20 protein-coding genes and 1 tRNA gene are annotated in these 19,700 nt (G+C 48.0%); 2 read left to right on the forward strand and 19 right to left on the reverse strand.

The genetic code is table 11. The features are described from left to right. Positions 1 to 105: 105 nt before the first annotated feature. The gene (locus GJB61_RS27225) at positions 106 to 1,158 is read right to left on the reverse strand and encodes a sugar-binding transcriptional regulator (RefSeq protein WP_154122182.1); all 1,053 of its coding nucleotides are present in this window, start codon (positions 1,156 to 1,158) and stop codon (positions 106 to 108) included. A 283-nt stretch (positions 1,159 to 1,441) separates the two neighbouring features. Here GJB61_RS27225 and GJB61_RS27230 point away from each other — a divergent pair. Together GJB61_RS27230 and clpP are read left to right on the forward strand one after the other, a co-directional pair. Then, positions 1,442 to 1,516, forward strand: a tRNA-Arg gene (locus GJB61_RS27230). A 193-nt stretch (positions 1,517 to 1,709) separates the two neighbouring features. Continuing rightward, positions 1,710 to 2,306: an ATP-dependent Clp endopeptidase proteolytic subunit ClpP gene (gene clpP, locus GJB61_RS27235; protein ID WP_338116153.1), complete on the forward strand. Its 597-nt coding sequence runs from the start codon at positions 1,710 to 1,712 to the stop codon at positions 2,304 to 2,306. A gap of 88 nt (positions 2,307 to 2,394) precedes the next feature. On the opposite strand, the gene GJB61_RS27240 is transcribed toward clpP, so the two are convergent. The 18 genes from GJB61_RS27240 to hisA form a co-directional block, all read right to left on the reverse strand. Beyond that, positions 2,395 to 3,030: a GDSL-type esterase/lipase family protein gene (locus GJB61_RS27240; RefSeq protein WP_338116154.1), complete on the reverse strand. Its 636-nt coding sequence runs from the start codon at positions 3,028 to 3,030 to the stop codon at positions 2,395 to 2,397. 119 nt (positions 3,031 to 3,149) lie between these two features. After that, the gene (locus tag GJB61_RS27245) at positions 3,150 to 4,256 is read right to left on the reverse strand and encodes a PdaC/SigV domain-containing protein (protein WP_195724493.1); all 1,107 of its coding nucleotides are present in this window, start codon (positions 4,254 to 4,256) and stop codon (positions 3,150 to 3,152) included. Between the two features lie 304 nt (positions 4,257 to 4,560). Continuing rightward, positions 4,561 to 5,313, reverse strand: coding sequence for an SIMPL domain-containing protein (locus GJB61_RS27250; protein ID WP_338116159.1), 753 nt, complete (start codon positions 5,311 to 5,313; stop codon positions 4,561 to 4,563). 111 nt (positions 5,314 to 5,424) lie between these two features. Then, positions 5,425 to 5,952: a GNAT family N-acetyltransferase gene (locus tag GJB61_RS27255; protein ID WP_154122185.1), complete on the reverse strand. Its 528-nt coding sequence runs from the start codon at positions 5,950 to 5,952 to the stop codon at positions 5,425 to 5,427. A 117-nt stretch (positions 5,953 to 6,069) separates the two neighbouring features. Further along, positions 6,070 to 6,339, reverse strand: coding sequence for an HPr family phosphocarrier protein (locus tag GJB61_RS27260; RefSeq protein WP_019914358.1), 270 nt, complete (start codon positions 6,337 to 6,339; stop codon positions 6,070 to 6,072). 100 nt (positions 6,340 to 6,439) lie between these two features. Continuing rightward, entirely contained in the window at positions 6,440 to 7,369 is a 930-nt protein-coding gene (gene whiA / locus GJB61_RS27265; RefSeq protein WP_154122186.1) for a DNA-binding protein WhiA, read from the reverse strand. A gap of 22 nt (positions 7,370 to 7,391) precedes the next feature. Then, on the reverse strand, positions 7,392 to 8,345 hold the full coding sequence (locus GJB61_RS27270; protein WP_154122223.1) for a gluconeogenesis factor YvcK family protein: 954 nt from the start codon (positions 8,343 to 8,345) through the stop codon (positions 7,392 to 7,394). Positions 8,346 to 8,402: 57 nt separating this feature from the next. Further along, a complete protein-coding gene (rapZ, locus tag GJB61_RS27275) occupies positions 8,403 to 9,302 on the reverse strand; it encodes an RNase adapter RapZ (protein ID WP_154122224.1) in 900 nt (299 codons plus the stop codon). Positions 9,303 to 9,349: 47 nt separating this feature from the next. Continuing rightward, positions 9,350 to 10,300 carry an ROK family glucokinase gene (locus GJB61_RS27280; protein WP_154122187.1) on the reverse strand — a complete coding sequence of 317 codons (951 nt, stop codon included), beginning with the start codon at positions 10,298 to 10,300 and terminating at the stop codon, positions 9,350 to 9,352. Positions 10,301 to 10,524: 224 nt separating this feature from the next. Continuing rightward, positions 10,525 to 11,799 carry a DUF438 domain-containing protein gene (locus GJB61_RS27285; RefSeq protein WP_154122188.1) on the reverse strand — a complete coding sequence of 425 codons (1,275 nt, stop codon included), beginning with the start codon at positions 11,797 to 11,799 and terminating at the stop codon, positions 10,525 to 10,527. Between the two features lie 41 nt (positions 11,800 to 11,840). Beyond that, positions 11,841 to 12,068, reverse strand: coding sequence for a DUF1858 domain-containing protein (locus GJB61_RS27290; RefSeq protein WP_154122189.1), 228 nt, complete (start codon positions 12,066 to 12,068; stop codon positions 11,841 to 11,843). Between the two features lie 224 nt (positions 12,069 to 12,292). Further along, positions 12,293 to 13,246, reverse strand: coding sequence for a thioredoxin-disulfide reductase (gene trxB, locus GJB61_RS27295; protein WP_154122190.1), 954 nt, complete (start codon positions 13,244 to 13,246; stop codon positions 12,293 to 12,295). Positions 13,247 to 13,342: 96 nt separating this feature from the next. Beyond that, positions 13,343 to 15,085: a tetratricopeptide repeat protein gene (locus GJB61_RS27300; protein WP_154122191.1), complete on the reverse strand. Its 1,743-nt coding sequence runs from the start codon at positions 15,083 to 15,085 to the stop codon at positions 13,343 to 13,345. Between the two features lie 246 nt (positions 15,086 to 15,331). Beyond that, positions 15,332 to 16,282 carry a ribose-phosphate diphosphokinase gene (locus tag GJB61_RS27305; protein WP_154122192.1) on the reverse strand — a complete coding sequence of 317 codons (951 nt, stop codon included), beginning with the start codon at positions 16,280 to 16,282 and terminating at the stop codon, positions 15,332 to 15,334. 23 nt (positions 16,283 to 16,305) lie between these two features. Then, entirely contained in the window at positions 16,306 to 17,133 is an 828-nt protein-coding gene (gene hisJ, locus GJB61_RS27310) for a histidinol-phosphatase HisJ (RefSeq protein WP_154122193.1), read from the reverse strand. A gap of 13 nt (positions 17,134 to 17,146) precedes the next feature. Beyond that, the gene (gene hisIE / locus GJB61_RS27315; protein WP_154122194.1) at positions 17,147 to 17,878 is read right to left on the reverse strand and encodes a bifunctional phosphoribosyl-AMP cyclohydrolase/phosphoribosyl-ATP diphosphatase HisIE; all 732 of its coding nucleotides are present in this window, start codon (positions 17,876 to 17,878) and stop codon (positions 17,147 to 17,149) included. Next, positions 17,875 to 18,633: an imidazole glycerol phosphate synthase subunit HisF gene (gene hisF / locus GJB61_RS27320; protein ID WP_154122195.1), complete on the reverse strand. Its 759-nt coding sequence runs from the start codon at positions 18,631 to 18,633 to the stop codon at positions 17,875 to 17,877. The genes hisIE and hisF overlap by 4 nt, the downstream gene beginning before the upstream one ends. Before the next feature lie 329 nt (positions 18,634 to 18,962). Beyond that, positions 18,963 to 19,700 (reverse strand): 1-(5-phosphoribosyl)-5-[(5-phosphoribosylamino)methylideneamino]imidazole-4-carboxamide isomerase, encoded by a 738-nt coding sequence (hisA, locus tag GJB61_RS27325; protein ID WP_154122196.1) that lies wholly within the window; start codon positions 19,698 to 19,700, stop codon positions 18,963 to 18,965.

The following is a 19,700-nucleotide window of genomic DNA, read 5'->3' on the forward strand; positions in this document are numbered from 1 at the left end:
TCCTAGAATTCATTTTATTTATTCAAGACAAGCCGTGAAGCTTGTCAAGACAACAATGTTAAGTATAATGCAAAACGACCTTCGGCGCTCCCCATATTATGGAATCTATAGGGTTAGTTGTAAATGTCGATCGATTTCTTTACCGATTTCTACAGCTGCGGCTTCGTCCGTAACCAGAATATCCTCCTGCCCAAAACGCAGCATGGCATGAATAGCTTTGGCCTTGCGTTTGCCTCCAGCAATACCGACTACAATTTCTGTCCGAATAATATCCTCCAGGCGCAATCCCATGGTAAGCATTGTGTGTACAACCTCACCATCTTCATTAAAGTAATAGCCAAATGATTCAGCTACTGCTCCTTCTTCCTGGATCTCGGAGACTGTTGCTTCATCGAGCTTGCGGCGTCGGGTCATTTCAATGGCATCCCCGATCCCGTGTACAATAATACGCGAACTGCGGATGATTTGTACAATCTCGCCAATATTGGAGTCTAAAGCCAGGGATTGAAAAGCATCCTCAGCAAGCAAATCAGGCACATGCAGCAGCCTATAATTCGCTCCGACCCGTTTGGCCATTGTTGAGGCAATGGTGTTCGCTTGAATCTCCATGCTTTCTCCCAAACCGCCGCGCGCCGGTACGAACCAGGCGTTCTTATAGTATAGGGATAGTGGCGGTGTCAGCTGATCGGCCATTTCGGCCAGCGTCGAACCACCCGTAACGGCGACTGTATCGTCTGAACGCAACTCGCCTAGCAATGCCTTGGCGCCTGCGCGCCCAAGCTCACGTTTTGTGAACGGTGATGTTTCACAATCACCCGGCACAACGATTACTTTGTTCAGACCATACGTTGTTCGAATCTTCTCTTCCAGATCATCCAGACCGAATAGGCTCTTGGCGATCGGCTCCAGTAAGTCAAGCAGTCCGCGCCCGGCATCGCTAACGCGCATACCCACGCTCTCGATCTCTATAAGCCCTTGCGATTTCAGAAGATCTGTCTCGGCACGCAGTACCCGCTCTGTCATATCCAGCGAAGCAGCCAGCGTTCTACGGCCAATAATATCGGACAACATGATCTGATGAAGAATCGTATACCGTCTCTTAAGGGTTTCCATGAGATCAGGCAAAAGCTGCTTTTGAATTTCTAATAAGTTACGCATGCTTTCACTCCTGCTATTACTCTATTCCCTTGTTCATGGTCTCAAAACGTCCCGGGCTAACTTTTTAAGTCCCACCCTCATTCTAACTAAATTTCACACGAAGTGCAAGTCTTCCGAGAGTAGAATTCGCAACCTCTTTTCATCTTATACATGCAGAGCAACATGAAATGGCCTCTCGAGGTATGGACTAAGACATAATACCTTGTCCTATTCACCTGAAGCATTGAACGTTATTATTACTCCATTGCTTTTACACTATAATTATAGTATAATGAATTCTATTGCGCCCGTGGTCCAATGGATATGACGGAGGCCTCCGAAGCCTTAGATCCAAGTTCGATTCTTGGCGGGCGCACCATATTTTACACTTTATACATGCAATTAACAGCAGTTATACTACTGTTTAACCAAAGAGCCACTTGCTGGCTCTTTTTTTTATCTATAAGTTTGACTTTCTTTGACTTTTTGTTTGAATTTGTTTATCATGTGGTTAACACGGTAATAGTAAAAATAAATACATTCGAATATCTAATTTCAAGGAGGTTTTCCACGTGAGTTATATTCCTATGGTAGTAGAACAGAGCAACCGCGGTGAGCGTGCTTATGACATCTATTCCCGCCTACTGAAGGACCGCATCATTTTCCTCGGAACGGAGGTTAATGACGTGGTGGCCAATTCCATCATCGCACAAATGCTGTTTCTGGCTGCCGAGGATCCTGAGAAGGACATTCACCTATATGTGAACAGCCCAGGCGGATCCATTACTGCGGGTATGGCTATTTTTGATACAATGCAGTACATCAAACCGGATGTTTCCACGATCTGTGTGGGTATGGCCGCTTCCATGGGAGCATTCCTGCTAAATGCCGGTGCTAAAGGCAAACGTTTCGCGTTGCCAAACAGTGAAATTATGATTCATCAGCCTCTCGGTGGTGCTCAAGGCCAAGCTTCGGACATCGAAATTCGTGCACGCCGTATCCTTAAGCTGCGCGACAAGCTGAATGGTATTCTGGCTGAACGTACAGGCCAACCGCTAGAGAAGATTGAGAAAGATACAGACCGCGATTACTTCATGAGTGCTGCTGATGCTGCCGCTTATGGTATCGTCGATAAAGTTATTGAGAAAACACTGCCTACCGGCGTGTAAGCTATATCTATATAAACGAAGAGGCTGTCCCCTACCATTAATATGGATAGGGGACAGCCTCTTCGTTTTGCGTATAAGCCACTAAGTTTCAGCCCAGCATGCCATAACCTAACGCGTTTAACCGATCAGCAATGACGCGATAACCCCGCCCATTGGGATGTAAATGGTCAATCGACAGCAGTCCGCGCTCATTTCCGGAGAATTCACTATAGATAGAGGCAAAGCCACAGATCCGGTTGCTATACTGCGAGGCATACCTGTTGAATTGCTGTACCCATTCTGTTGCTTGAGACATTTGGGGATATGGGTTGTATAAACCCACAATTCGTATGATGTAAGGCTCGCGACTTCCCGATTTCAGCTGTTGCAGTGTAGTCATAATTTCAGCAAAGTTCTGTTTGCACTCCTCTAAGGCTCTGCGCAGCACTCTGGATGGATCTCTTTGCCCAGCTGTCGATTTAGCTGCACGGATTAGATCATTGCCTCCAATAGACAGTGTTATCAATTCAGCTCCCTGGAGTGCTTGACGGTAAACGGGGTTACCGCGTAGACGCTGCTCCAGCCCAGCTGTGGTCAAGCCATTGACTCCCAGGTTTGTGGAGACCACATTAGAACGAAGCCTCCCCTCTGCCATACTGCGGTATACTGGAACGAAACCATTCCCCGGCAAGGCTCCAAAGCCTGTCGTCAAGGAGTCCCCAATCGCGGTATACTGATAACTCACAGCTCTCCCCCCTTGTTCATACGCTAGCTTATCTATTCAGCATATGAAATGCGGGTAAATCTGGGAACGGGGTGATGTCCCCAGCCCGCATTAGCGGAGAGACAACATTTTACTCCGCCTTATTTAAGGGCAGCGAATGGACTACTTCCATCCGGCAGCAATTCCTTGAAGGCAAACTCATATTGAGGGAACCCTGAAGCATAGGCTGTATATTCATAAAGCTGGAAGAAAACTACCAGTTTCCCGTCCTTCACATAATAGTTCTTCTCTGTATTGAGTCCGTTGAAGCCGCCTAGGTAGCCGCCCTCTGCCTTAATCAGCTTGGACAGCTTGGTATTGAGGTCTTTCTTATAATTAGGGTTGGCCTTCAGCAAATCCCCGATTAAAAGGCGTTTTCCATCCTTCAGAGAGAACGTAAACGCATTGCGGTAAGTCATGCCGTGAGCACCCCCAAGATAGCTGTACTGGTTAGTAATTAGGCTCAGAATACCATCCTCGTTGTAAGTGATCACATAGCCTCCATCGAATTCATAGGGCCGTTCGTCTGCAGATTTATTCGCAATCTCCTTCTCCGCTTCCATCGCAAACTTGGTAAAGGTCTGTTTGATCGTGTCGTTGATCGTTTGCTGCGCATTGGCATTCGCCAATCCGCTGAACTGCGGGTAATCCAGCTTGATCGGAGCGTCCTTACGGTCTTTGACAATACTCTCCGTCGTTATAATAATCGTATTCTGCGGTTTGCTGATTATATTCAACCGACCTGTAGCCGCACTCCAGTCTCCTTTGTACCCCAGGAAATCGCTGAGCAATTCAAACGGAACGAAGATCCGGTTGTTGATGTTTTTCGCCTGATACTCGTTAATATAAAAGTTATTGACGGAGATTGAAGTCTCGTAATCCGTTACCGTCAGCTTAACCTTCGATGTCCCTTTACCGTTTGTGTAGGCTTTCTCCAGCTTATCATAGCTCAGAGGCATTCCGAGCGAATCGCGCAAAAAAGTGACCGGAACCCATACTTTCCCCTCACTGACAATCCCCGTCTGCTGGGTGATTCTCCCGTTCACCTTCAGTACAACCTGAGAATCGCTAGCTTTCACTGGAGACGTAGCAGTTGCCGCTGCAGCCTGACTGGTCCCTGCAGGCAAAAGCCCTCCGCTTAGCAGCAACCCTGCCGCCATGATGCCCACACCGATTCTACGGGCCTGTTTCTTCTTGATGTTATTCATACGATTATCCCCTTCCGCTGGTACGATGATAGACTTGATATGATATTCAGAATATCGGAGAAACAATCTACTTACCGATCTCATTCCACCCTTCTCATTATAGAGAAGAAAGGAACTACGGTTGTTACAACGCTCCTTACAGTTTCTTAGTATTTCATTAGCTATTTCAAGAATCTTATTACATTTCTTTAAACATAATGAGACAATTTCCCCTTCACTGTAAAAAAAAGAGGCACTCCTCCGCTGTTAAGCGGAAGATTACCTCCAGAATTTCGGTACATAGAAGTCGCATTCAAAAGAATGCTTATTTCAATTCATACGTTACGCTAAGCTGGGTTGTAACCTTAACTTCTCCCGGTTCAACGGAAGTGCTGCCAGCAGAATCTGCTGCGCCCATTAGTTTCTCAGCCTGTGCCGCATAAACAGGGTTATTGCCGTCTTCATTTTGGGTGACCGTAACCACTTGACCCAAACTGCGTTTAGCTGCCTTGGCGATAGCCGCCGCTTTTACATCGGCATTGGCCATCGCTTTTTCAATGACCTGGGTTTCAAGTGTAGAAGGATCTTCTACAGCGAAACTCGCATTGCCAATATTATTTGCTCCTGCTGCAGAAGCAGCATCCAGCAATTGTCCAACCTTGGTCAAGTCGCGATAAGCTACAACTAGTGTATGGTGCGCGTTGTAACCCTTAACCTGTTGACCTTCTTTTTCTGAATACGTGTAATTCGGCTGTACGGAGAACTGCGTGCTCTGAATGTCTTTATCGGCAATGCCCCATGTCGTCTTCAGCAGTGTGTTCACCTTCTGGATTAGAGCACCATTGGTTTTCTGTGCTTCTTGTGCGGTTGTAGCCGTTGTATCCACCCCGATGGACAAATACACGATATCCGGCTTAATGGACACCTCACCTTTACCGATTACACTCACAATGTTTTTTTGCACATCCTCAGCATACGCCTTTTCAGGCCCTTGAAATGCCCCGCTCAGACCCATTCCCCCTATCAATAAGCTTCCCACAAGCAGCACCGATCCGACTGTTTTAACCAATCCCTTCACGATTGCCAACCCCTTTCATCCTCTTAATCATTTGGTACCCTCTAGACGAGACAGCTTGGCAAAAGTTGCATAGTTTTCCCATTAACAAAAAATATTTTGTATAATTACTAGTTAGGTCTCGATCCAGAATCGGTGAATGACATTGCCATCTTCCTCGACGTACGAATTATCTTCCACGCCGCCATTTTTACGGATGGTTTTCTCCGAAGCGATATTTATGGCATCACAAACAACGAGGGCCTTTTCAATTCCTAGTTCCTTAGTTTTATGTAAAGCTTGCCCTAGTAACGCACTGGCATATCCCTTTTGTCTTGCGGAAGGACGGATGCCATATCCGATATGCCCACCGCTATATAACAGCTTCTCGTTCAGGCGATGTCTGATATTGACCGCACCCACTACACTGGTTGTATCCGCGGTAACTAACCAATAGGTAGTGCTTGGCACCCAGCCCTCGGGAATATTTGCAGCTTGCTCGTTATCCCGTAAATATTGGACCATTGCTGCGAAATCAGAGGGGTCCCTGCCAATCACCCATGGGATCATATCCTCTCCACTTTCTTTCCATTCTTCATAGAATGGCAAATAAAGCTCTTCCAGGTCTACACTCGGCTGCATTAAGATCACTTTTGTGTGCATTTTATCCTCCTACAACTGATTTACTTCGTACAAAGCTGCTTCGAAATCATGTGGTTGTATGAAAAAAAGCCCACAAGGGGCTTTTGGTCATTACGAAAAAGAAAGGCTTTACAAAAATTACTGGTTCTCAAGCTCTTCCTTGCTAACGAGACTTGTCAAAGCGGTTACAGCTTGGTCTGCATCGGCGCCATCCGCGCTAATATAAATCTCCGTGCCGGAACTGATCGCCAGGCTCATAATACCCATGATGCTTTTGGCGTTTACTTTTTTATCGTCTTTTTCCACGAAAATCTCCGACGAAAACTTGTTAGCTTCTTGCACAAACAATGCTGCCGGCCGTGCATGGAGCCCCGTCTTTAACCGTACAACTACCGGGTGCTTTGTCATGAAACGCTTACCCCCTATTTGAGATCTGCCCAAAAATTTTCACATTAAATTTTATAATATTATATCATTATAACTTAATCCACACTAGAACAAAAATAAATCAGCTACCCCGCACCTTGTCCGCCAGTTCATCAATTTTGCGCAGTCGGTGGTTTACCCCTGATTTGCTGACCGTACCTCTCAGCATTTCTCCAACTTCTTTAAGGTTGATATCCGGATTGGCCAACCTGACTTCTGCGACTTCCCGCAGTTTATCCGGCAAGGTGTCCAGTCCCACCTCCCTCTGCAACAGCTTGATATTCTCAATCTGCCGCACTGCCGCACTAATCGTCTTGTTCAAATTCGCGGTTTCACAGTTAACGAGACGGTTAACCGAATTCCGCATGTCGCGCATGATGCGCACATCCTCAAACTTGAACAACGCCTGATGCGCCCCAATAAGACTTAAGAACTCAATGATCTTTTCGCCTTCCTTAATGTATAGAATAAAACCCTTCTTACGCTCGATACACCGAGCATTCAGGTGAAACTCACCTGCCAGATCTACAAGCGCCTTACAGTGCTCCTCATACATAGAGGATATCTCTAGATGATAGGAGGAACCCTCGGGGTTGTTAACTGAGCCACCCGCCATGAAAGCGCCGCGCAAGTATGCACGTTTGCAGCAGTTCTTGCCAACAATCTCGTTATCGATACCATCCGTGAAATTAAAGCCCTCGGAAACGATTCGGAGATCATTTAGTATCTCCTGTACGCGAGTCGGAATCCGGACGATATAAACGTTATTCTTCTTCAACCGCATTTTTTTACGCACAAGTAGCTCAATGTGAACCTGGTAATATTTCTTAAGTAAAGAATATACCCGCCTTGCAATCGCGGCGTTCTCTGTCGAAATGTCGAGAACAACCTTTTTGCTTGAAAGCTGCACAGATCCGTTCATCCGGATCAGTGCTGACATTTCGGCCTTCTCACAGCAAGGCTGGCTCTCTACCATCGTCAGTTCTTTTTTGGTAAGGGCCGCAAAAGACAAGGGTCTCACCTCTTTCTTGATATTACTCCCTGTGGGGTAATCTTGATATCCAGTCCTGTACAAGCTGATAAATGTGATGACTAAGCTTATCCGTATCATGCCTTAAATAAGTACGAAATAACACTAGTTTATCAGCTATCACCTTATACCCATTGCCATCCAGCGCTTCCTGATCCAGCACCACCGGGCGAGCGCCCTTCTCCGCATATTTACTCTGTACTTGTTCCGGGATTTCACCATCGTTAACAATTACATAATCGAACAAATGCAGCCCAATATGATCGTATACAGCCTGAAGGTGATCACTCACCGTATAATTATCCGTTTCACCGGGTTGAGTCATTACGTTGCAGACAAAAATCTTGATGGCATTGGAGGACACTACGGCCTCGGCCAGCTTGGGCACTAGCAGGTTCGGAAGGATACTGGTGTATAGACTTCCTGGACCCAGCAGGATTGCATCTGCCTTCTGGATAGCCTCAAGTGCTTCAGGCAGCGGTTCCACATCTGCCGGCTCCAAAAACACACGCTTAATGACGCCGCCTGCCTCTGGAATCTTAGACTCACCGGTAATAATGGTGCCGTCTGCCATTTCAGCGTGCAGGACTACGGCTTCTCCAGCCGCTGGTAGCACCCGGCCGCGAACAGCAAATAGACGGCTGAGTTCCCGGACAGCGGTGACAAAATCACCGGATATATCTGTAAGTGCAGCGAGGATCAGATTGCCAAGACTATGGCCTGCCAGTCCTTCACCGCCGTTGCTAAAACGATATCTCATGATTTCCGCCATTAATGGCTCTACATCCGCCATAGCTGTGAGTACGTTGCGGATATCGCCTGGTGGCGGCATTTGCAGTTCACTGCGCAGAATGCCGGAGCTGCCCCCATCATCTGCAACAGTAACTATAGCTGTGATGTCCAGCGGCTTTTCTTTTAAGCCCCGAAGCATGACAGATAGCCCGGTACCTCCGCCCATAACGACGATACGCGGGCGCGGAATTTGTTCTTCAGCCACTATTGACCCCTTCTCTCGTTAGTGCCGATCACGCTCGGAATCCCGGTGACTGACTGTTACAGATTCCGTCTCGCTGACGCCTAGCATTTTACCCAAGTATTCAGAAATAGCTACAGACCGGTGTTTGCCGCCAGTGCAGCCAATACCGATTATAATCTGGGATTTGCCTTCTTTACGATATTGAGGAATAAGAAAATGAAGCATATCTAACAGTTTGGTCAGGAATACCTGCGTCTCGGGCCATTTCATTACATAATCATAGACATCGATATCCTGGCCTGTTTTGGGCCGCAGGTGATCCACATAGTGCGGATTAGGCAAAAAACGGACATCGAACACGAGGTCAGCATCAATGGGAATACCATACTTGAATCCGAACGAAGTAATGTTGACGGAGAGCGTGCTTTTTCCAAGATGGGAAAACCGGGATACAATCTTCTCCTTAAGCTGCGCTGGCTTCATGCTGCTTGTATCCAGACACAGGGTAGCCGAATCCTTCAAATCCTCAAGCATTTTGCGTTCCAGACGGATGCCGTCAAGCGGCATCCCTTTGGGTGCAAGCGGATGATGTCGCCGACTTTCCTTGTAGCGTTGGACAAGCACAGAATCCGTAGCATCCAAGAAAAGAATTTCACAACCAATCGTAGACTCATCCTTGATGTAGGCAAGTGATTCCGCTAGGGCGGTGAAGAACTCCCGTCCCCGAAGGTCAATTACAAGGGCTACCTTAGCAATCTTACCCTTTGATTGCTCAATCAACTCTGCGAACTTGGGAATGAGTACTGGCGGCAGATTATCTACACAGAAGAAACCAAGATCCTCTAGACTCTGCACAGCAATAGTCTTCCCCGCGCCTGACATTCCCGTAATAATGATCAGGGTGGCCCCAGCCGAAGGAGTACCCTCCAATTCGGTCATCAAAGCATCCCCTCCCTAGGTTATAGTATATGAATAATTTCTGCCTGTTAAGAACGTATCAGCAGGCCAGCAGCACCAACAATACCAGCATCATTGCCGAGCTCTGCAGGAATAATTGTAACACCCGTCTGAAGCGGAGCCGGTGTTAGCTTGGCAAACACGCGACGAACTTCATTAAATAGAATATCGCCAGCTTTGGATACGCCTCCGCCAACGATGAATACCTCAGGATTAAGTACTGCAGCGACTGCAGCCATCGATTTACCCAGATAGAACGCTGCCCGGTTGATGATACGAATCGCCACTTCATCGCCCGCCTTCGCCGCATCGAACACTTCTTTTGCAGCAATCTTCTCTACGGATGAGAGAGAGGTACGGTCGCCGCGCCCTACAGCATCATTTGCCATGCGGATAATCCCGGTAGCGGAGGAAACGGTTTCCAAACAGCCCATGTTGCCACAGCCGCACTGGATGGCTTCCAAATCCGGCACTACAGTAATATGCCCCAATTCACCGGCTAGACCGGCAAAGCCCTGATAGATTTTACCGTTAATTATAATTCCACCACCAACGCCAGTTCCCAAGGTGTAGCAGACGCAATTCTCTACGCCGCGCCCTGCACCACTCCATGCTTCACCTAGTGCCGCCACATTGGCGTCATTGTCTATTTTGACAGGCTTGTTTAATCGACCCTCCAGAATGGAACGAATCGGTACGTCTCTAAATCCTATGTTAGGCGCAAGAATAATAATTCCTTCACGGATATTTGTGAACCCAGCCAAGCCCGCCCCTACACCAGCCAGCTGTTCCCAAGAGTATGGAGAATCCTCCACGATTTGACGCACATACTTCTCGATATTATCGATGACGGTATCGACGCCATCTTGGGTTCCTGTAGGTCCTTCGTAAGTATGCAGCAGTTGTCCCTCGGCATTGCAGATCCCAACCTTTATTGTGGTTCCACCCAAATCCACGCCAACGTAGATATTTTCAGACATGTAACAAGCCACCTTTTTCTATGCTAAAATAGTTAATCGTACGTATCCACTATAATAGAACCCCTCCCTGCGGTCAAGGATAGACGATACACCCGGGCATATCTCTACTGCATTGAATAAATCTTGTCCCTCTCGTACATCAAAAACTCCCCTACGCTGAGTAAGAGAGTCCTTTTGAAAAATTTAAGAGATTTGCTAAGAAGACACAGTTGATATAAATAGTGTTAATCCGACAAAATACGTTTCTGTCCTTCTAGCGCACGGATCGGAGCAATATTCTGCGTAAATTCCAAGGTGCCCATATAGCGGCCTGCCTCATCCCGTACAGCAAAGTAACGAATATAGATAAATTTATCCTTCATCGCAATCCAGAAGTCCTCTGCATCCTTGCGTCCGGCCTTGAAATCCTCCAGCAGCTTCTCTACAACATGTACACTTTGCGGCGGGTGACAGTTCTGGACTGTGCGGCCAATGACGGCTTTGGTCCGGGCAAAAATACGCTCTTTGCCGTGGGAGAAATAACGAACAACATCATTCTCATCAATAAAGGTTAGATCAACTGGTAGATGATTCATAACTGCCTCCAGCTGTTGCATGGAGAGAAGCCCCGTCTCAAAGCGAATAAAGCCTTGTGGTGCTGCTTCTGTTTCTTCGGATTCTTCCTTCTGATCCCCTGAAGTCGCACCTTCTGGTTCGGCGACACGCACCGGAATCCATTCCTGCTCCGGTGCGGTCAAACAGAAACCTATCTCATCACTTTCACGTGCGATTTTGACCCATTCATCCTCTGTTAGCTTATCCAGCGCCATAGGTAGAAGAATATTCTCTTCCTTAAAGATCATCTCGTTCACTTCTGTAATGATAAGCGCAAGCGCATCATTTATCTCTGCTTGTTCTCCTTGATAATTACTCAGAAGCGTCTTGGCCCCTTTTATCATGTTGCGAATGTTATCATCGACGCCCCACATCACTTTAGTCGGTCCGTAGATACCGTATTTCTCTAGATAAGGGAATACCAGATTTTCTTTGCGGCTATAGTGCTTATCGAGGTCCAGCAGCAGGCTCAAATCTTCCAGTAGCTTAAAAATAATCTCCTCACTAGCGTTCTTCTGGAACTTATCCGCGTGCAGTTCGAGACGGAAATTGACCAGCCGTTCGATTTCGCGGTTCTCAAGCTTAAAGGTGTGCACAGGGTGACCCGGCTGTTCTTCTGGTGTGCTGGAACGGTGAATGGCCTCAATTGAACCTTTGAAGATTGCTGTGTGCACCGAGCAAAGGCGTTGCACCTCCTCAACGGGGATACCCTCTTCTGTCATTAGGGAATGCTCCATAGCAGAGATTTCCGCTACTGTTACATCTCCTACAGCCTCTGCAAACCGCGCCTTTACTTCTTCTACACTTTTACCTGCATGCAGTTCCTTAATAATCTCTCTCAGCATAGCCTGACGGCGTGTTTGTTCTGGTACATCAACCTCACGGTTATTTATCAGTTCGCTCATTATAATTTCTCCTCTTGTCGAAGTCTTGTAAATACGTTGCTCTATTCAAGTACCTTGAAGCCGTGTTGTTGAAAAGTCAGCCTGGCGGTATCCTTGTCTATTTTCTTCAGCTTGAAGCCTTTGGATAAGGTCATGAAGCGGCCTGCGGTCTGAAGCATACCGGGCTTTACAATATCGTGAAAACCCAGTTCCACCATAATATCGATCACTTCAGGATGCCGATCCACCAAATCAAATATGGATTCATCCATCTTCAGCACTTTTTCCATGTGCGCCACTCCTTATTGAGAACTCTTCTCAACAACAGATTAGCATAGGCCAAATAGGATCATTGTGATTCCAGTCACAAACTTAAAAAAGTTACATAGGATCTCATCAACTTGTGAGAAGACTGCGTGCAATTTAGGTACCCGTTTAAATTTCCCACGACAAAAAATAAGCCGTGATTCCTTAAGTTAAAGGATTCACGGCTTATTAAATTTTCAAAACCGAACTATTTATCGAGTGATTCGCTCCAGTCATGTACCATTGTACCCTCAAGGTATTTCTCGGCATCCATAGCCGCCATGCAACCTGTACCTGCTGCGGAAATGGCCTGACGATATCGAGTGTCCTGCACATCGCCGCAAGCGAATATACCTGGAATATTCGTCTCTGTGGTGCCGGGAGTTACCACGATGTAACCATTAGCATCAGTGGTAATTTGTCCCTCCAAAAAAGACGTGTTCGGCGTATGCCCAATAGCGACAAATACACCATCTGCTTCAACTAGCTCATTCTGGCCTGTCACATTGTTATGAACTGTCAGCCCTTTAACACCCTTATCGTCAGTGGTCACCTCAAGCGGTGTGCGGTCTAGCGCCCAAACTACCTTGCTGTTACCGCGCGCGCGGTCCTGCATGATCTTCGAAGCACGCAGTTCCGGACGGCGATGAACCAAGGTAACGCTGGAAGCGAACCTTGTCAGGAAGCTAGCTTCCTCCATTGCGGAGTCGCCTCCTCCAACCACGACAATTTTTTTGCCGCGGAAGAAGAATCCGTCGCAAGTCGCACAGGTGCTGACTCCACGTCCTACGTTCTCTTGTTCACCCGGTATTCCTAAATATCGGGCAGAAGCACCGGTTGAGATAATCACTGACTCCGCTTCAAGCACACCGAGTCCATCCACTGTTACTTTAAATGGACGCTCAGAGAAATCCACTGAATCCACCCAGCCACTCTTAAATTCAGCACCAAAACGTTCCGCCTGTTTGCGCATACTGTCCATCAGATCTGGGCCAAGAATCCCATCCGGAAAGCCCGGGAAATTCTCCACTTCTGTCGTCGTTGTCAGTTGTCCACCCGGCTGTAAACCTTCAATCACCAATGGGCTTAGATTGGCACGTGCCAAATAGATAGCAGCTGTCAGCCCAGCCGGACCTGTTCCGATTACAATCGTTTTGTACATAACAGTGGCCTCCTATAGGATAGGGTTTATTTTGGAATAACATCAAGATAAGAGAAACTCGATTCAGCATTCATATGGGTGATCATCACTTAGTCTTTATATATTTTCGGTAAACGGAGACAAGCTGTTGTTCATATTATCCTGAATCTGGCATTCATCATCGATCCGCCTAGCATAACGGCTTACCATCGAGGTGGAAACACCATAACGCTGAGCCACTTCACGGTACGTGACCGGCTGACGGTGCAGCTTGGCCGTTAAGTACTCCAATGCGGCACACCAGCCTCCGGCATGGCGGATAAAGGGAACATCCGGATAAAGGCTGCTCACAAACTGCTTCCACAGCAGTTCAGCGTCCTTCTTCTGGGCTGCATCGTACCTCCGATCCATCATACCAAGCGTCTGATCGATCACTCTTTGCCAGTCCTCTTTCCATTCCGGCTGTCCTTTATGTCGCAGAACAGAGGCTTCCTTCTCTTCCATAAGCGGAATCGCCTCTTCGGAGCCACTGCCGATTAGACGCTGCAGACTGAGTAGCGCTGCCTCCTGCAACTTATCCTCCTGTAGAGGCTGCTGTTCCAAAAGTCCCTGCAGAATTTCGGACATCTCTTCATCTTCGATCCACCGGAGAGCTTCTGTAACCTGCAGCTTCGTGTTAGCATCCCCGTAACGCAGAGCCCAGAAGAACGAGGAACGCAGCAAAGGATTATTAGCCACTTCTTCCGTGAAGCTGCCTTTATTATCCTTCCACAGCTTTAACTGCTCTTGAAAAGGCAACTGGTAGTTGTAACTGATTGGTGGCAGCGTTTTGCCATCTCCCTGTGCTTGCTGCAGCTGTGCCAAGAAAAAGCGTGGAACGACCGACTCCGGGTCCAGCTTAATCGCTTGCTGCCAGCAGCGCCGGGCCTCAGTATACAGCCCACTGTTACTGGCCGCAGCCGCACAATAGTGATAAAGCGCCGCGTCTCCGCCGACCTCTTCATCCTTCAATAGACGGCGAAAATGACCATAGGCAATTCTATGACGTCCCAGAATCCCCATCGTCGTAGCCAGCTTAAACACATGCTCCTGATGAAAAGGAACGATCGCTTCAAGCATAAGCAGCAATTTGTCCAATTGCTCCCGTCCAGCTTCATATTGCAGAAAAATCGCCATATTACACAGTGCATGCAGGTTTCCAGAATCCTGCTTCAGCACCTCCATAATACACTCCTTAGCTTTGGTGAAACGACCCATATAGAAATATGCAAGAGCCAGATTATTATGCGCCGCCAAAAAGTCCGGTGTGTTCGTAACGATTTCCTCAAGCAGATTGATGGCTTGTGTAAACTTCCCTTCCTCTAGAAGAGTTCGGGCCCGTTCATGCTCTATTACACCTTCCCGGCTCTTAATCCGGATCAGTGGAGCGGGACGATCAAGCTCATACTGCAGCAATTCCATCAGTTCCTCTGACTCAGCCAGAAACTCACCGTTAGCATCTTCTTCAAGATACGTAACCAGCGAACGTTCCGCCTCTTCAAAGCTTTCCATATTAGCGAAGTTATTAGCCATATAGAAATGGCATTCCGTCATTGCAGGATCAATATTCTCCAGAACATGGGTCAAAATCTCGTTAGAGGCTTCATAATCCCCCATCTCTGACAAGACACCTGCTATGTTACAATGATTGACTGGATTCTCCGGTTCATATTCTACTGCTTTGCGGAAATTCTTTAATGCCTTATCATATTGAAAGCGGTCCAGTGACCGGACGGCTCTTTCAAAGAAAAAATTGGCATCCAGAGTGACGGGAATTACATTGCCGTTATTCACATCGTTCTCTGAAGTTTTCTCAATCATGGAAGCAAGACACCTCCCTTGTAAACTTGCTTATCCTCACGAAAAACAGGAGGGCGGCGCCATGTGGCACACCGGAGCTCCGAACTTAATTGTTCTCCGTTACCCTTTAGGGTCCGGCTGTTCTTCACACAGTATACCACATGTGATAGGGGGATTCTCAAGTTGGGAACTTAGTCGTTGCGCAGAAAAACTAGAAAGAGAAAGGCATGCAAGATAAACATTCTGGAAACAAAAAAGACGCGGAAACTAAATTCCCGCGTCTCTGAATAGTTTGTCAATCGAACCGCCTTCGATAATGATACGTGTCGTCTCAGCCAGCATCGGCGCAACAGACAAAACGGTGAACCGGCTCGAATGATCATCCGGCAAGGCTATAGAGTCAGTTACAATCACTTCCTGAATGTAGGGGTGATTCATCTTTTCCAGCGCAGGTCCAGAGAATAGTCCATGAGTAGCACAGATAATACTATTCTTCGCGCCTCTTTCCTTCAGACCCTCTACCACGTTTACAATCGTCGTGCCTGTATCGATTAAGTCCTCAATAATAATAGGGGTACGTCCCTCCACATCACCAATCACATGCGTGATTACAGATTCATTGTGGGCTGGCCGCTTTTTGATCATAATAGCAAAAGGTGAATCAAGCTTGCTCGCAAGCTTCTCAGCCATGGATGCACGTCCAGCATCAGGTGAGACAATTACAGGATTAGTAATTCCCTGCACCTTCAAATATCCGCTGATCAGATCTAAAGCCGTCAAATGATCGACCGGAATATTAAAGAAACCCTGAATCGCTGCAGCATGCAGATCGATGGTAATGATCCGGCTTGCGCCTGCTGTTGTAAGCACATCAGCGACCATTTTCGCCGAAATGGGTTCGCGCGGCGCAGATTTACGCTCCTGCCGAGCATAACCATAATAAGGAATAATAATATTGACTGTACGGGCTGATGCACGTTTTGCGGCATCGATCATAACAAGCAGTTCTACGAATAGCTCATTAATGGGGTGGGAGAGGGATTGCACCAAAAATACGTCGCAGTTCCGGATGCTCTCTTCGTAGTGCACGTAAATCTCGCCGCTCATGAACCGGGTCAGTTTAATCTGGCCCAATTCCACACCAAGCCGTTCCGCAATATCAGCAGCCAACTTTGGATTCGACGAACCGGAAAAAATACGCAATTGATGATGATGCATAGCGCCCTCCTGCGGGATATAATTTATAGTTCAAATGAAACGGATGACCGCCGGCGGCCTTCAAATATGGCCAATTCACGAAAGCCTGTATGCCAGAGCAACCTGCGAGCCTCCTGCAGACCCTCACCCAGCTTAAGCGGGTCATGGGCATCTGAACCAAGTGTAAGTGGGATTCCAAGCGTTAGCGCATCCTGTAATACATGTTCCGCCGGGAACATCTCTGCACATGGCTTGGACAGTCCTGAAGCATTTAGCTCCATGGCGATGCCGCTGTCAGCTATAGCCTGCAGAGTCTCAAGCTCCAGCTTATTGACCTCAGCTTTACCCTCGGGTGTCTGCGGACCATAGCCAAAACGTTTGATAACATCCATATGTCCTATAATATCATATAATCCGGATAACGCCGACTTCTGTACGGCATCGTAATAACGCCGATAGACTTCCATAACATCTTTGCCTTCCCAGCCATGAACCTGCCGGTAATCCGTAATATCCCACTCACCAAGAAAGTGAACAGAGCCAATCAGATAATCCCAGGGATAGGGCGATAACAGCTCACGAATCTGCTCCTCATAGCCTTCAATATAATCAGCTTCCAGCCCCACACGCAGCTCAATAATACCGCGATAGCGTTCCTTAAGCGTCAGACATTCTTCTACATAACGAGGCAGTTCATAGAGCGGCATGGCCATCTCAGGGTAATACGTAGCTGGATCTACATGAATGAGCGGCAAATGATCGGACAACCCCAGTTGCTGAAGTCCGAGCTCAATTCCGCGCTGTACGTACTCCTCTAGCTTTCCAATGGCATGTCCACAGCGCTCATGGTGGGTATGATAATCGATATGCATGCGAGGCCTCCTCCTAGTCGCGGCGTGGCCGTTCGTGGCGGGCACTCAGCTCCTGCATAATCTCGTCCAGCGGAAGCTTGCGTTCCTGTAGCAGCACCAGCAAATGATAGATCAGGTCGCTGACCTCCAGGCGCAGCTCGGCATTGTCTTTATTTTTGGCGGCTATGATCGTTTCGGAGGCTTCCTCGCCCACTTTCTTCAAGATCTTATCCACGCCTTTATCAAAAAGATAAGTCGTATACGCGCCTTCCGGACGGTCGGCCTCGCGCTCAGCGATGACACGTTCCAGCTCACCCAATACAGCGAAGCGATCGCCATCCGTAAGACCGGCTGCAACACGGTCAACTTCAGCTTTATTTGCAGTTTTAGAAACTGCTGCAGTATTCAGCAAGGGAATCTCACGAAAGAAACATGACGTAGCCCCTGTATGACAAGCTGGCCCTTCAGGTATAACCTTCACGAGCAGCGTATCCGTATCACAATCATAATGTATGGAAGTAATAGCCTGTGTATTGCCTGAGGTACCGCCTTTATGCCATAACTCGCTTCGCGAGCGGCTCCAGAACCAGGTCTGTCCGTTTTCCAGCGAGAGACGTAGCGATTCTTCGTTCATATAAGCGAACATTAATACTTCCAGACTATTCTCATCCTGCACAATAGCAGGCAGTAGTCCCGCTTCATTCCACCGTATGCCCTCGACGATCTCTTGTTGACTCAGGGCTCTATTTTCTTGCTCTTGACTCATCGGATCTCCACCCCTTTTTGCTTCAAATCTGCCTTTAGATCGTTAATGGTAATCTCTTTATAATGAAAAATGGTCGCCGCTAATCCGGCATCCGCCTTTCCTTTCGTAAATACATCGTAAAAATGCTCTATCTGGCCTGCTCCGCCGGAGGCAATAACAGGAATACTAAGCAAGTCGCAGACTGCCGAAGTCAGCGCCAGATCAAAACCGTCCTTCGTCCCATCGGCATCCATGCTGGTGAGCAGAATCTCGCCTGCACCCAGCCTTTCAGCTTCTTTGGCCCAGGTCAATGCACGGATACCGGTCGGCTTTCGTCCGCCATGGGTATACACTTCCCATTCGCCGAATGCTTCATTATATTTGGCATCAATCGCCACCACAATACACTGGGAGCCAAAACGGCGGGCCCCCTCCAGGATAAGCTGCGGATTGTTAATCGCCGCTGTGTTAATCCCTATTTTATCTGCTCCCGCACGTAAGATCCGCTTCATATCCTCGGGAGTCGATATCCCTCCACCAACCGTGAACGGAATCGCAATTTCACCCGCTGTCTGCCGTACTACTTCAACCATTGTAGCGCGGCCTTCCACCGAGGCAGAGATATCCAGGAAGACAAGCTCGTCTGCCCCTTCGTGGTCATACAGCGCCGCCAGTTCTACCGGGTCTCCGGCATCACGCAGATTCACAAAATTAACACCCTTGACGACACGACCGTCCTTAACATCCAGACAGGGTATGATACGTTTTGCTAGCATAATAATGGGCTCCTTTCCGTGGGTTTTGACCTTAAAACCTTTTTCGATCCCCCTAAATCCCCCTTAGCCAAGGGGGACCCCAAGGGCCCCGGCCCTCTGGACACCCGGATATTTGTCGTGGGTGGAACTTGGGCGCTCCTTGGTAACGATGTGCTAATGATCGCTAACCCCTACGGGGCGCTTCGACGGTTGTGCACCTGTAAGGGCAACCCAAAACCAAAAACAAAAGCAAAAGCAAAACACTCGTGTTCCACGGTTATTACCCCTGACGGGACGGCGGCTTTGCACCGCCTGTGAAAAAAATGAAGACTGAACACCGTGTGCTAACTCTACAATTGGCCCAGCGCCCGCAGCGCCTCGCCTAGTTTTATATTACCGGTATATAAGGCTTTGCCGACAATAGCACCGCCGATACCACTGCTGCTATGTATGTTCAGGCGCAGCAGGTCGTCCAGGCTAGTTACGCCGCCGGAGGCGATTACGGTTTTGCCGCTGGTTTTGGCCATCGACAGGATGCCCTCAACGTTTGGCCCTTGCATCATACCATCGCGGGAAATGTCGGTGTAGATGAACGTTTCCGCACCTTTTGCCGCCAGCTCCTTCGCAAGGTCTTCTGCCCGGATCTCCGAGGTGTTCAACCAGCCATGTGTAGCTACGTAACCGTTCCGAGCATCAATGCCGATGGCTACTTTGTCACCGTATTTGGCCAGCACGGCTTCCGTGAATTCATGGTCATTGATGGCTGCAGTCCCAATAATGACCCGGCTTACACCCAGTCCCAGCAGCTTCTCTACATCAGCTAGTGTACGGAGGCCGCCTCCAACCTGAACCGGAACATTTGCGTTCGCAGCAATAGCACCGATAATAGCATCATTGACGGGATAACCAGCCTTGGCACCATCCAGATCAACCAGATGAATGAAGGCTCCACCCTGCTCTTCCCATGAACGAGCCACCATCAGCGGACTGTCATTGTAAATGGTTTCCTGATCGTAATCCCCTTGCATTAATCTGACGCATTTCCCATCCCGGATATCAATCGCCGGATATACAATAAAAGATGACAT

It is taken from the genome of Paenibacillus monticola (genome assembly GCF_009664975.1).
GTDB classification, from domain to species: Bacteria; Bacillota; Bacilli; order Paenibacillales; family Paenibacillaceae; genus Paenibacillus_AQ; species Paenibacillus_AQ monticola.